The sequence below is a fragment of the Burkholderia sp. PvR073 genome (assembly GCF_054055695.1).
On sequence record NZ_JBSRXO010000003.1, the window covers coordinates 83,515 to 95,824 of the forward strand.

The 12,310-nt window shown below is 69.3% G+C and carries 12 protein-coding genes; 5 read left to right on the plus strand and 7 right to left on the minus strand.

What is annotated here, in order from left to right; genetic code table 11:
- Positions 1 to 138 precede the first annotated feature (138 nt).
- Positions 139 to 720, plus strand: coding sequence for a DJ-1/PfpI family protein (locus ACVK00_RS12090; protein WP_006751950.1), 582 nt, complete (start codon positions 139 to 141; stop codon positions 718 to 720).
- A gap of 139 nt (positions 721 to 859) precedes the next feature.
- Here the strand turns inward: ACVK00_RS12090 and ACVK00_RS12095 are convergent, their stop codons facing one another.
- Positions 860 to 1,306 (minus strand): MarR family winged helix-turn-helix transcriptional regulator, encoded by a 447-nt coding sequence (locus ACVK00_RS12095; protein WP_284894686.1) that lies wholly within the window; start codon positions 1,304 to 1,306, stop codon positions 860 to 862.
- Between the two features lie 35 nt (positions 1,307 to 1,341).
- Complete coding sequence (locus ACVK00_RS12100) at positions 1,342 to 2,937, minus strand: MDR family MFS transporter (RefSeq protein WP_228905689.1); 1,596 nt, start codon at positions 2,935 to 2,937, stop codon at positions 1,342 to 1,344.
- A 107-nt stretch (positions 2,938 to 3,044) separates the two neighbouring features.
- On the opposite strand from ACVK00_RS12100, the gene ACVK00_RS12105 reads away from it, so the two are divergent.
- Complete coding sequence (locus ACVK00_RS12105) at positions 3,045 to 3,887, plus strand: EcsC family protein (RefSeq protein WP_011657912.1); 843 nt, start codon at positions 3,045 to 3,047, stop codon at positions 3,885 to 3,887.
- Here ACVK00_RS12105 and ACVK00_RS12110 read toward each other — a convergent pair.
- From ACVK00_RS12110 to ACVK00_RS12130, 5 genes are all read right to left on the minus strand, one after another.
- A complete protein-coding gene (locus ACVK00_RS12110; RefSeq protein ID WP_284894685.1) occupies positions 3,857 to 4,819 on the minus strand; it encodes an alpha/beta hydrolase in 963 nt (320 codons plus the stop codon). The genes ACVK00_RS12105 and ACVK00_RS12110 overlap by 31 nt on opposite strands.
- A 102-nt stretch (positions 4,820 to 4,921) precedes the next feature.
- Positions 4,922 to 5,356: a CHRD domain-containing protein gene (locus ACVK00_RS12115; protein ID WP_284894684.1), complete on the minus strand. Its 435-nt coding sequence runs from the start codon at positions 5,354 to 5,356 to the stop codon at positions 4,922 to 4,924.
- Between the two features lie 289 nt (positions 5,357 to 5,645).
- Entirely contained in the window at positions 5,646 to 6,419 is a 774-nt protein-coding gene (locus tag ACVK00_RS12120; RefSeq protein WP_228905692.1) for a class II aldolase/adducin family protein, read from the minus strand.
- A gap of 244 nt (positions 6,420 to 6,663) precedes the next feature.
- Positions 6,664 to 8,286, minus strand: coding sequence for a phospholipase D family protein (locus tag ACVK00_RS12125; protein ID WP_284894683.1), 1,623 nt, complete (start codon positions 8,284 to 8,286; stop codon positions 6,664 to 6,666).
- Positions 8,287 to 8,490: 204 nt separating this feature from the next.
- A complete protein-coding gene (locus ACVK00_RS12130; RefSeq protein ID WP_166726735.1) occupies positions 8,491 to 9,204 on the minus strand; it encodes a FadR/GntR family transcriptional regulator in 714 nt (237 codons plus the stop codon).
- Between the two features lie 140 nt (positions 9,205 to 9,344).
- Here ACVK00_RS12130 and ACVK00_RS12135 point away from each other — a divergent pair, with 140 nt between their 5' ends.
- The 3 genes from ACVK00_RS12135 to ACVK00_RS12145 are packed head-to-tail and all read left to right on the plus strand — an operon-like array spanning position 9,345 to position 12,309.
- Positions 9,345 to 10,145, plus strand: a complete 801-nt coding sequence (locus ACVK00_RS12135; protein ID WP_284894681.1) for a (Fe-S)-binding protein — start codon at positions 9,345 to 9,347, stop codon at positions 10,143 to 10,145.
- Complete coding sequence (locus ACVK00_RS12140; RefSeq protein ID WP_284894679.1) at positions 10,142 to 10,867, plus strand: LutC/YkgG family protein; 726 nt, start codon at positions 10,142 to 10,144, stop codon at positions 10,865 to 10,867. The genes ACVK00_RS12135 and ACVK00_RS12140 overlap by 4 nt, the downstream gene beginning before the upstream one ends.
- The gene (locus ACVK00_RS12145; protein ID WP_284894678.1) at positions 10,864 to 12,309 is read left to right on the plus strand and encodes a LutB/LldF family L-lactate oxidation iron-sulfur protein; all 1,446 of its coding nucleotides are present in this window, start codon (positions 10,864 to 10,866) and stop codon (positions 12,307 to 12,309) included. The genes ACVK00_RS12140 and ACVK00_RS12145 overlap by 4 nt, the downstream gene beginning before the upstream one ends.
- The last annotated feature ends 1 nt before the right edge of the window (position 12,310 follow it).

Consider the following 12,310-nt stretch of genomic DNA (forward strand, 5'->3'; position numbering starts at 1 on the left):
GCGCGGGGCGGCCGTCACGCGCGCTTCAATCTGCCGGAGTACACTGCGCTTTCGTCCTCGGGGCCGCTTCGCCGCCGTAGCGCCCGTCTGCCGCACACGGCGCGAACGGACCCTCAACGCTGTTCAATGGAGAAAGCCATGGCCGCGAAGAAGATCCTGTTCCTGACCGGTGATTTCGCCGAAGACTACGAAACGATGGTGCCGTTCCAGGCGCTGCAGGCCGTCGGCCATCACGTGGATGCAGTCTGCCCGGGCAAGCGCGCGGGCGACAAGATCAAGACCGCGATTCACGATTTCGAGGGCGACCAGACCTACACCGAAAAACCCGGCCACCAGTTCACGCTGAACGCGACGTTCGACGACGTCGATGCGTCGGGCTACGACGCGCTCGCGATCGCGGGCGGCCGTGCGCCCGAATACCTGCGCCTGGATTCGAAGGTGATCGCGCTGGTGCGCGCGTTCGCGGAAGCCGGCAAGCCGATCGCCGCGATCTGCCATGCGGCGCAGCTGCTCGCGGCCGCCGACGTGATCCGCGGCAAGCGCATCTCGGCCTACCCGGCCTGCGCGCCCGAAGTGAAGCTCGCGGGCGGCGAATACGCGGACATCCCGGTCGATGCGGCCGTGACCGACGCGCCGTTCGTCACCGCACCCGCGTGGCCCGCGCATCCGGCATGGCTCGCGCAATTCCTCGTGCTGCTCGGCACGCGCATCGAGCTGTAAATGAAGTTGCAATGAGATGAAGTGAAACGCTGGGCGGCGGCGGGTTGGTGCGCCCTGTGCGCCCCGCCCGCCCCAGGTGCCGCGCCGGCCGCGATCTGCCGACGCGTGCGCGCCGTCGCGTTGCTTGCCGCGCGGCGCTTCAATGCGATGCCGGCGGCGAGCCGACATCCGCGATCCGCGACTCCAGCATCGCCAGCGCGCCCGACAGCGCATTCAGCACGTCGTCCGGCAGTTGCGCCATCGTCTGTTCGAGGAACGCCTTGCGACGCGGCAGGCACGCGTCGAACGCGGCGCGGCCGGCGTCGGTCAGCGTGACGTTGGTCACGCGGTTGTCGCGGGCATCGGACGCGCGCTCGATCCAGCCGAGCGCATCGAGCGATTTCAGCTGGCGCGTGAGCGCGCCCGGATCGATGCGCAGCACTTCGACGAGCTTCTTCTGCGACGCATGCCCGCCCATCGTGTGCAGCGCGACCATGATCCGCCAGCGCGGCATCGGCTGCCCGACGTTCGTTTCGAACGCGGTCATGAACGCGCGATACGTGCGTCCGAATTGCTGCAAGATCGCGACGCGGTCCTGTTCTTCCATGCGCTGAATTCGTGTCCGGTGAATCGTTGAATCGGTCAATCGGCCGCGACATGCGGCTCGATCTTGTGCCGCAGCGCGATCGGCGGGACGCGGCGGCACTGCCACACCGACACCACGGCGACGACGGCCGCCATCGCGACCCCCAAGTGAATCGCGCCGACCAGCGATTCGCGGGCCGCTTCCAGCAGCAGCGCGCCATTATGCCCGGCGCGGGTCAGCTCCGCGACGAGACCGCCTTGCGCGGCGCGGTCGATCAGGATCTGCGGATCGGCGAGCCGCGCATGCCATTGCAGCGCGTGGTCGCCCGACAGCGCATCGCGCACGCCGCTCGAATACATCTGGTTGACGAGCGTGCCCGTCAGCGCCGTGCCGAGCATCCCGCCGACCATGCGCAGCGACTGCAGCAGCGCGGTCGCGATGCCGAGGTGCTCGCGGCCGGCCGTCTGCTGCGCGAACACGGTGAGGTTGGGCAGCACGAAACCGAGACCGATGCCGCCGGCGACCATCAGCGCCATCAGCATCCAGGTCGGCGTCGCGTGCGTCGACACGACGATGCCCGCGCATGTGATCGCGAACAGCACGAAACCGACGTGCAGCATGGCGTTCGGATTGCGGATGCGCGTGACGACGCGGCCGTTCATGATGCTGCCGATCGTGATGAACACGACGAGCGGCGTGATCACGAGCCCCGCCTCCTTCGGCGACATCCCGAAGCCGCCCTGGAACAGCAGCGGCGCGTAGAACAGCAGCGAGAACATCGAGAAGCCGGCGAGGATCGCGAGCACGAACAGCGCCGACAGCGCGCGGTTGCCGAACATGTCGAACGGCAGGATCGGCTGCGCGCAGCGCTTCTCCCAACGCCACAAACCAACCCCGGCGCCGACCGCGACGACCAGCAGCAGCGACGCCCAGCTCATGACGCCGTACTTCGGCAGCCATTCGACGAACAGCTGCAGCGCGCCGAGCGACAGCGCGATCAGCAGCGCGCCGGGCCAGTCGAGCCGCATCTTGCGGTCGTGCTCGACATGCCGCAGGTGCGGCAGGTAGCGCCACACGAAGAACAGCGACAGCAGGCCGACCGGCAGGTTGACGTAGAACACCGAACGCCAGCCGAACGACTGGGTCAGGATCCCGCCGAGCGACGGCCCGACCGCGTTCGCGATGCCGAACGCGGAACTCATCAGCACCTGCCAGCGCAGCCGCACGACGGAATCGGGGAACAGGTCGGGAATGCATGCGAACGCGGTGCCGACCAGCATCCCGCCGCCGATCCCCTGCAGCCCGCGCGCGAGCACCAGGTACAGCATGTCGTTCGCCATTCCGCACAGCACCGACGCGCAGGTGAACACGACGATCGACACGACGACAAACGGCTTTCTGCCGTAATAGTCGCCGAGGCGGCCGAAGATCGGCACGGTGATCACGGAACTGAGCAGGTACGAGGTCGCGACCCACGCGTACAGGTCGAAGCCCCTGAGTTCGGCGACGATGGTCGGCAACGCGGTGCCGACGACCGTCTGGTCGAGCGCGACGAGCATGGTGACGAACGAGATTCCGATCATCGCCAGCAGCGATTCGCGGAACGGCAGGACTTGCCCGCTCGAATGGTGGGCGGCAGTATGGACGGCCATTTTTTGCTGATGCAACTTTTGACGAGTCAAACAATCTCAAAATTCTAGCACGCCGGAGTAATCTAGGCTGGCGACGGTTCAACCCGCCCCGGCCGCCAAGGAGAAAGATGGAACCGATTTCAATCACGCCTGCCGCGACGCTGTCGCCGGAAGATCAGGACGCCCTGCGGCGCGCGAAGCAGGTGCTGGAAAGCCCGTCGCTGACGATGAAGCTGACGGGCATGCTGGGCGCGCCGGTCGAGAAGATGATCGCGCGGCTGCCGGACTTCGCGACCGGCAAGATCAACGACGCGACGCAGCTCGCGTTGCGCAAGTGCCTGAACATCGCGCTGCGCACGCTCGGCAAGCCGCAGACGCCCGATGCCGAGCCGGACAAGCCGAGCAACCTGCTGCACAAGCTCGCGGTCGCGACCACAGGCGCGGCGGGCGGCGCATTCGGCTTCCTCGCGCTGCCGGTCGAGCTGCCGGTGACGACCACGCTGATCTTCCGCTCGGTCTGCGACATCGCGCGCAGCGAGGGCGAGGACCTTGGGTCGGTGGATACGCAGCTGCAGTGCCTGGCCGTGCTCGGCATGGGCGGCAACCCGGACAAGGACGAAGAGGACGCCGATCTCGGCTATTTCGTGCTGCGCGGCGCGCTCGCGCAGGCGATTTCGAAGGCGTCGTCGGACATCACGACGAAAGGGATCGCCGCGCACAGCTCGGCGGCCGTGTTCAAGCTCGTGCAGACGGTCGCGTCACGCTTCTCGGTGCAGGTCACCGAGCAGATGGCCGCGAAGTCGATCCCGGCGATCGGCGCGGTGCTCGGCGCGACCGTCAACACGCTGTTCATCGACCACTTCCAGCAGATGGCGCACGGCCACTTCACCGTGCGCCGGCTCGAGCGCAAGTACGGCTCGGTGGCCGTGAAAGCCGCGTATCAGGCGATCGACGGCTCGCCGACGCGCTGAACCGCCCGCTCGACCGCGACGCGGCGCAGGAACGCGGCCGCCCGGTCGAGCGCGTCGCGCGCCTCGGGCACCATCGGCGCGTACAGCTGCCACACGTGCGGCATGTCGGGCCACACCTCGATCTCCACCGGCACGCCGGCCGCCTTCGCCTTGTCGGCGACGCGGCGCGAATCGTCGAGCAGCACCTCGGTGCTGCCGACCTGGATAAAGAGCGGCGGCAGCCCGGTGAAATCCGCATAGAACGGCGACGCGTACGGTTGCGTCGCCGAGGCATCTCCAAGATACAGCTTCGCCGCCTTCGGCAGCGCCGCGCCCGCGAACATCGGATCGGGGCCGTCGTTGCTGCGCATCGTGCCGCCCGTGCCGGCCAGGTCGGTCCACGGCGAGAACAGGATCGCGCCGGCCGGCAACGGTTCGCCGCGATCGCGCAGCGCAACGAGCGTCGCGAGCGCGAGGCCGCCGCCTGCCGAATCGCCGCCGAACACGATCGATTCGGGCGGCGTGCCGAACGCGAGCAATTGCCGGTAGGCGGCCAGCGCGTCGTCGAGCGCGGCCGGGAAGCGGTTTTCGGGTGCGAGCCGATAGTCGAGCGAGAAGGAGCGCACGCCCGCGCGCTTCGTGAGGCCGAATACGAGCGGCCGATGGGTTTTCGTCGAACAGAAGTAGTAGCCGCCGCCGTGGAAGTACAGCAGCGTGCGGCCGGGCCCGCGAGCGGCGACGGCGTCGGTGCGTTCGAGCCATTCGCCCCGCAGCGGCGCGTCGCCGGGACCGTAGCACTCGCGCAGCCGGTAGCCCGCCGGCGCGCGACGCGGCACGATCATTCTCAGGTCGGTGAAGCGCCGCGCGCGGGCAGGATCGAGCACCGGGCGCGTGGTCTCGGGACGAAACTGCCAGCGCAGCAGCCAGCACGCGAACTTGCTTTGCCAACTCATCGAACACACTCCGTCATCGCAGTGTGACGATGGTACGTGCGATCGCCGCCGCGCCGCTCGACGGGAGCCTCTATATCAAACGCCGGCGCGCGCCCGGCCGGCTCAGTTCGCCGGCATCATCTGGCCGCGGATCTCGCCGGACGGATGCTCCTTCGTGTGCACGTTGAAGTACCACTTGCCGCCCATCAGGTCGGTCACCTGCGCGTCGGTGAGCTCCTTCGCGCCCTTCATCGGGCTCGCAAGCTCGTCCTTCGGGACCGGCACCTGCACGCCGGCGTTCTGGCCGACCGGCGCGGGCCCGTGGAAGTGCGCGGCGGTCGCCGGCCCCGTGAGGTGTTCGTACCTCGCCGTCCAATGCAGCATGTGGGTGGCGGTGTCGTAGGTGGCGTCGACGGCGCCGGAGCCCTTCGTCGCGGTGGGCGGCACTTCGCTCGACGGCTGCAGGTTGGCGGACAGGCGCACCGTTTCGGCAGCGGCACCGCCGGCAGCCAGCACGCCCGCGAGCAACGCCACCTGGAGCAAACGCAGCTTCGGCATGAATCCTCCTTGTACGACGTGGTACGCCACCCGGACGGGGACGTGACATGATGGTAGTCGATCGCCGCCGATCCGGCAGCCCCGCGCGTCGTCGGCGAGCCTGCCGGAACCTGGAAGAGACCTTTGCAGCGGGAGCCCTGAATCCGCGCACGGCCTTTCGCTACACTTCGTCTCACAGTTGCTTGTTTCCTTCGTCCGAAGGAGTCTGCGAGTATTCACGCGGCCATCCGGCCGCGTTTTTTTTGCCTGCACGGCATGCGCGCATCGTCACCGGCGCGCGCCGCCTGCATCACGCGCGATAGCCGGGATCGATGCGATCGACGATGCGCTGCAATGCGTCGAAAGCGTCCTGCCCCGCACCGTGCTTCGGATCGAAATTCAGCGAATCGCGCACGCAGCCCTCGAGCACCGGCGGCGCGATCGGCAGTGCGTCGCCGATCGCATGGGTCGCGACCTGCACCTCGCACGCGCGATTGAGCAGCCACATCAGCGAGAAGGTCTGCGCGAGCGTCGCGCCGATCGTCACGGGCCCGTGGTTGCGCAGCAGCAGCACGGGCCGCCCGCCGGCGCTCTCGACGATGCGCCGCCCTTCCTCGAGATGCACGGTGATGCCCTCGAAATCGTGATACGCGATCTTCCCGTACAGCTGCGCCGAATAGAAGTTCGAGAACGACAGCCCGTCGCGCGAGCAGCACACGGCCATCGTCGGCGTCGTATGCACGTGCATCACGCAGTGCGCGTCGGGCAGCGCCGCATGGATCGCGCTGTGGAACGTGAAGCCCGCCGGGTTGATCGGCCAGTCGGAATGGCCGATCACGTTGCCGTCGATGTCGATCTTCACGAGGTTCGACGCGCATACCTCGCGGTAATGGAGCCCGAACGGATTGATCAGGAAATGGCCGTCCTCGCCCGGCACGCGCAGCGAGATATGGTTGTAGATCAGCTCGGTCCAGCCGAGATGGTCGAAGATCCGGTAGGCGGCCGCGAGCTGCACGCGCGCCTGCCATTCGGCGTCGGAGAAACGGGCGGGACGCGTGAACGGCTGGTTCGGTACACGTTGCATGGGGCACTCCGGTGGCGGACGGGCGTGGCCGCGCGGGCGGCTGCACGCATCGTCGGTCGTCTGGTGGCGTCGCACGCGGCGCGGGCTGCGTGGCGGCTCGTTCGGCGTCGTTCGGCGCCGGTCCGGCCCGCATTGCGCGAGCCGTCCGCCGGTGCCGTCACGATGCGTATATCGTTGCGCACACAACCATATCACCTTTCCCCGCGCACCGGAATCGCGGGTTTGGCCTGAGTCGTTCCGGCCCTTACAACTGGTCGTCGACCGGCAGCAACATGAAGATGCCGGTCATCACGTTGCGCTTCAGCCCGGCATGCGGATCGACGTGATAGGTGGCCGGCTGACCGCCGTCGACGCCGGTCCATTCGAGCGCGGGCCGGCCGCCGTCAGTCTGCTTCGCGAGCGTGACGCGATAGCTTTCGTCGGGCTGCGTCACGCGCGCGAAGATCGCCGCGGCCTGCTGCGCGAGCACCGGGCTGTGGATCACGAGCGCGAGCTCGGTGTTGAGGTGCGCCGAGCGCGGGTCGAGGTTCAGCGACCCGATCACGAGGATTTGCCGGTCGATCACGTACGCCTTCGCATGCAGGCTCGCCCGCGAGCGCGAGCCGAACAGCCGGGTCGGCTGCTGGTCCGGCTGCGCCTTGAATTCATACAGCTCGACGCCGCGCTGCAGCAGCGGGACGCGATAAGGCGCATAACCGGCCTGCACCGCGACCGCGTCGGTCGCCGCGAGCGAATTCGTCACGATCGCGACGCGCACGCCGCGCGCGGTCGTATCGCCGAGGATCTTCACGCCGGCGTCGTGCGGCACGAAGTACGGCGAGAACGCGAGGAATTCCTTGCGCGCGCCGCGCGTCAGCTCGGCCAGGCGCTGCATCGGCGGGCTCACGTACGTGTCGGTCGGCCGCGCAACCTTGTCCGGCGCATCGACCTTGAATTCGGCCGGCGCCCACACGAGTTCGAGTTCGTTGCGCGCGATCTGCTGCGCGAGCGGCGTCGCGTTCAGCGGCTTCGCGTTGTACGGATCGGCGTTCTTGCGCCAGTGGTCGCGCAGCTCGTCGCGCATCGCGTCGAGATCCTTCGGATCGAACTTCTGATGATTCAGCGCGCGCAGCGGATAGCTGCTCGCGCTCGCCCAGTAGTCGTCGAAGCTCTTCGAGATGTCGTTCGTCACGGGGCCGGCCGCGAGCACGTCGAGATCGCGGAACTGCAGCGTCGGGCTCGCGCTGAAGTATTCGTCGCCGAGATTGCGGCCGCCGACGATCGCGAGCTGGTTATCCGCGATCATCGCCTTGTTGTGCATCCGGCGCGTGAAGCTGTCGATCCGCGTGAAGAAGTTGGCCGTGCGCTCGGCCACGCCGCGCTGCGACGCGCCGAACGGGTTGAACACGCGGATCTCGATGTTCTGGTGCGTATTCAGCGCGGCCATCACGCGGTCGATGTCGTGGAAGTTCAGGTCGTCGACCAGCATCCGCACGCGCACGCCGCGATCGGCCGCGTACAGCGCCGCGCCGAGCAGCAGCTTGCCGGTCGTATCCTCGGTCGCGATGTAGTACTGCATGTCGAGCGTCTTCGTCGCCGCGCGCGCGAGCGCGATGCGCATCTGCAATGCGGTGGCGCCGTCGGCCAGCAACCGGAAGCCCGACTGCCCCGCATGCGCGGCTTCCGGCGCGGCCAGCGCATCGCGCAGCGGGGTCGCGGTATCGGCAGACAACGCGTGGGAGACGGGGCGATCGAGCGAGGTGGCGGGCGGGTGCGTCGCGCAGGCGACGAGCGGCAGCAGCGCGCAGACGATCAGCGCGCGGGCCGGACGGCACACGGCGCGCCACGACAGCGCGGCCGGCGCGCGCCGAATCAAAGACGTAAGCACGGAAGCTTCCTCGACAGGCGGATCAACGGGTCCGCGATCGCCGCGGCGCGCGGCTGACAGGCGGTTCCAGCCGATTCTAGTGGGCGCCGGATGAACCGGTCAATCGCGCGGCCGGCGCAGGCGGCGCCGCGCAGCAGCCAAACGCGCGTCGCCCGCGGCGCGCGCCCGGCACGGCGGCCTGCGGCGGCCATGGTCCAACCAATCTCACGGCGCGTCGCCGCTTCGCTCGAAGTGGCTGCGCACGTAGTCGATATGCGTCTGCATCGCGGTGCGCGCCTCCTCGGGCCGCTGCGCGCAGATCGCGTCGCAGACCACCCGGTGCTGCTGCAGCAGCAGCTCCGATGCCTGCTCGTGCGTCGTCATCCCCGCGACGTTGATCGAGATGTGCTCGCGCAGCATCCCGATCACGCTCGTGTGCAGGTGCAGGAACATCGTGTTGTGCGACGCGAGCGCGATCGCCTCGTGCAGCTTCGCGTCGGCCGACGCCTCGACGGCCGCATCGTCGTTCGCGTGCGCGGTTTCGAGCTCGCGCAGCAGCGTGCGGATCCGGCGCCGGTCGTTCGCGTCGGCGCGCAGCGCCGCGAAATACGCGGTCGCGCCTTCGAGCACGCGACGGAATTCGAGAATGTCGTCGCGCAACGCCGGGTGGTCGGCGACCAGCTGGCCCCACGGCGACGCGATGCCCGCGCGCAACTGGTCCGTCACGTACACGCCCGCGCCGCGCCGGCTCTGCAGTAGCCCACGCGCGACGAGCCGCTGAGTCGCCTCGCGCACCGTATTGCGCGCGACGCCGTACTGCTGCGCGAGCACGCGCTCGGCCGGCAGCCGCGCGCCGGCCTGCCACGTGCCGTCGAGCAGCGCCGTCTCGATCTTGCGCATCACCACTTCGGTCCGGCCCCGTGCCGTCATCGCCGCCATCACCGTCTCCCCATCCGCCATACCCGTCGCGCCGATTGGCCCAACCAATTTGAGCTTCGGCGTCGTCGCGGGAATTATGCAGCGAAAGCGAAATCGTCGTCCCGCATGTGCATGCCGGGCCGCCGCCCCTGGAGCGAGACATGAACGAAAGGCACTACCCCACCGCCGCCCCCGCGCACGTCTACCTGTTCGCGACCTGCCTGGTCGACCTGTTCGTCCCCGAAGCCGGGCTCGACACGGTGCGCCTGCTGGAACGCGAAGGTCTGACCGTGCACTATCCGCGCGGCCAGAGCTGCTGCGGGCAGCCTGCCTACAGCAGCGGCAATCCCGACGAGGCGCGCCGCGTCGCGGCCGCGCAGCTCGACCTGTTCGCCGAGCCCTGGCCGGTGATCGTGCCGTCCGGCTCCTGCGCGGGCATGATCCGGCACCATTGGCCGGCGCTGTTCGCCGACGATCCCGTGCACGGCCCGAAGGCCCGCGCGATCGCGGAGCGCACCTATGAACTCGCCGAATTTCTCGTCCATGTGCTCGACGTGCGGCTCGACGCCGTGACCGCGAACGCCGGCCCGGACGAACGCGTGGTCCTGCACACGTCGTGCGCGGCCCGCCGCGAGATGGGCACCCGCGTGCACGGCGTCGCGCTCGTCGACGCGCTGCCGGGCGTCACGCGCATCGAACACGAACGCGAATCCGAATGCTGCGGCTTCGGCGGCACGTTCTCGCTGAAACATCCCGACATCTCCGGCGCGATGGTGAGCGACAAGGTCGCATCGGCCTGCGCGACGGGTTGCGAGCGGCTCGTGTCGGCGGACTGCGGCTGCCTGCTGAACATCGGTCACGCGGCCGAGAAGGCCGGCGCCGCGCTGCCCGTCGAGCATCTCGCGAGCTTCCTGTGGCGCCGCACGGCAGGTGCCGGCTCGCTGCGCGGGGATTCGCAATGAGCGCGCGCGACGCCATCCTCGCGCGCCTGCGCGCCGCCGCGCCCGGTGTCGCCACGAACGCCGCACCGGCGCTCGATACGTGCATCGACACGCATTACGCCGCGCGGCGCGCGCCCGCCGCACCCGACCCGCTTGCGCTCGCGCAGACGATGCAGGCCGCGCTCGCCGCGTCGCATGCCGACGTCTGGTGCGCCAGCGCCGACGCGTGGCCCGCGCAGCTTGCCGCGCGTCTGGCCGACGCCGGCGTGCGCCGCCTGCTGCTGGACCCGGCCCGCCCCGAATCCGCGGCGCTCGCGCGGGCGCTGCCCGACGCGGTCGCGCCGGTGCCGTTCGACCGGCCGATCGATGCGTGGAAAGCCGAGCTGTTCGACACGATCGACGCGGGCTTCACCGTCGCGCGCTCGGGCATCGCGACGACCGGCACCGTGGTACTCGCGCCCGATGCCGGCACGCCGCGCACGGTGTCGCTGGTGCCGCCGCTGCACGTCGCACTCGTCCATGCGAACACGCTGCATGCCGACCTTCACGCGGCCGTGCACGCGGAGCGCTGGCACGCCGGCATGCCGACCAATGTCGTGCTGGTGTCGGGCCCGTCGAAGACGTCCGATATCCAGCAGACCCTCGCGTACGGCGCACACGGCCCGCGCCACCTCTGGGTCGTGATCGTCACCGAACCGGCCGCCGAACCGACCGCAACCGCCTGCCAGGAGCTGCCGCGATGAGCGACCAACCGCTGCAATTCGTCGCCCCCGGCGACTTCAAGGCCCGTGCGCGCGCCGCGCTCGACGATCCCGCGCTGCGCCAAAGCTTTCGCGGCGCGATGGACTTCCTGCAAGGCAAGCGCGCGACCCAGTTCCCCGACGACACCGAGCTGCAGCAGCTGCGCGATCTCGGCGAAGCCGTGCGGCAGCATGCGCTCGCGCAACTGCCGGCACTGCTCGAACAGCTGGAGGCAAAGCTCACCGCCGCCGGCGTGCAGGTGCACTGGGCGGAGACGGCCGCCGACGCGAACGCGATCGTGCTCGGCATCGCGCAGGCGAACCACGCGCGCCGCGTGATCAAGGGCAAGTCGATGGCGAGCGAGGAAATCGAGCTGAACCATTACCTCGCGGATCACGGCGTCGACTGCATCGAGTCCGACATGGGCGAGTTCATCGTGCAGCTCGCGGGCGAGAAGCCGTCGCACATCGTGATGCCGGCGATCCACAAGACGCGCGGCGACATCGCCGAGCTGTTCGAGCAGCACATCCCGGGCACGCGCTACACGGAGGACGTCGACGAGCTGATCCAGACCGGCCGGCGCGCGCTGCGCCGCGCGTTCGCCCAGGCCGACATCGGCCTGTCCGGCGTGAACTTCGCGGCGGCCGACACGGGCACGCTGTGGCTCGTCGAGAACGAGGGCAACGGCCGGCTGTCGACCACCGTACCCGACACGCACGTCGCGATCATGGGGATCGAGAAGGTCGTCGAGAAGCTCGAGCACATCGTGCCGCTGTCGAGCCTGCTGACGCGTTCGGCCACCGGCCAGGCGATCACGACCTACTTCAACCTGATCTCGGGCCCGCGCCGCGACGGCGAGCTCGACGGCCCGCGCGAGCTGCATCTCGTGCTGCTCGACAACGGCCGCACGCAGGCCTACGCGGACGAACAGCTGCGCGCGACGCTGCAGTGCATCCGCTGCGGCGCGTGCATGAACCATTGTCCCGTCTATACGCGCATCGGCGGCCACGCCTACGGGACGACCTATCCCGGCCCGATCGGCAAGATCATCTCGCCGCACCTGCTCGGCCTCGACGCGACGGCCGACCTGCCGACCGCGTCGACGCTATGCGGCGCGTGCGGTGAGGTGTGCCCGGTCCGGATTCCGATCCCGCAGCTGCTGGTGCGGCTGCGCACCGAGGCGAACCGCAAGCCCGACGAACCCGTCGCGCATCCGCTGCGCGGCCAGGGCGCGAACTACAACCGCGCGGAAGACCTCGTGTGGCGCTTCTGGTCGGGCGCGTTCGCGCATCCGCGCGCGTATCGCGCGTTCCGCTGGACCGCGACCCGGCTGCGCGCGCTGACGCCCGCGAAGCAGTTGGGCTGGACGCAGCATCGCACGCCGCTCGCGCCGGCGCCGCGCAGCCTGTCCGACCTGCTGCGCGCGCGCGGCCAGCCCGAATAGA

Bases quoted from the DNA above. Each gene is read 5' to 3' on its own strand.
- ACVK00_RS12120 (WP_228905692.1), bottom strand. From the start codon at position 6,419: ATGCAACGTGTACCGAACCAGCCGTTCACGCGTCCCGCCCGTTTCTCC.
- ACVK00_RS12115 (WP_284894684.1), bottom strand. From the start codon at position 5,356: ATGCCGAAGCTGCGTTTGCTCCAGGTGGCGTTGCTCGCGGGCGTGCTG.
- ACVK00_RS12145 (WP_284894678.1), top strand. From the start codon at position 10,864: ATGAGCGACCAACCGCTGCAATTCGTCGCCCCCGGCGACTTCAAGGCC.
- ACVK00_RS12130 (WP_166726735.1), bottom strand. From the start codon at position 9,204: ATGGCGGCGATGACGGCACGGGGCCGGACCGAAGTGGTGATGCGCAAG.
- ACVK00_RS12095 (WP_284894686.1), bottom strand. From the start codon at position 1,306: ATGGAAGAACAGGACCGCGTCGCGATCTTGCAGCAATTCGGACGCACG.
- ACVK00_RS12100 (WP_228905689.1), bottom strand. From the start codon at position 2,937: ATGGCCGTCCATACTGCCGCCCACCATTCGAGCGGGCAAGTCCTGCCG.
- ACVK00_RS12105 (WP_011657912.1), top strand. From the start codon at position 3,045: ATGGAACCGATTTCAATCACGCCTGCCGCGACGCTGTCGCCGGAAGAT.
- ACVK00_RS12135 (WP_284894681.1), top strand. From the start codon at position 9,345: ATGAACGAAAGGCACTACCCCACCGCCGCCCCCGCGCACGTCTACCTG.
- ACVK00_RS12110 (WP_284894685.1), bottom strand. From the start codon at position 4,819: ATGAGTTGGCAAAGCAAGTTCGCGTGCTGGCTGCTGCGCTGGCAGTTT.
- ACVK00_RS12090 (WP_006751950.1), top strand. From the start codon at position 139: ATGGCCGCGAAGAAGATCCTGTTCCTGACCGGTGATTTCGCCGAAGAC.
- ACVK00_RS12140 (WP_284894679.1), top strand. From the start codon at position 10,142: ATGAGCGCGCGCGACGCCATCCTCGCGCGCCTGCGCGCCGCCGCGCCC.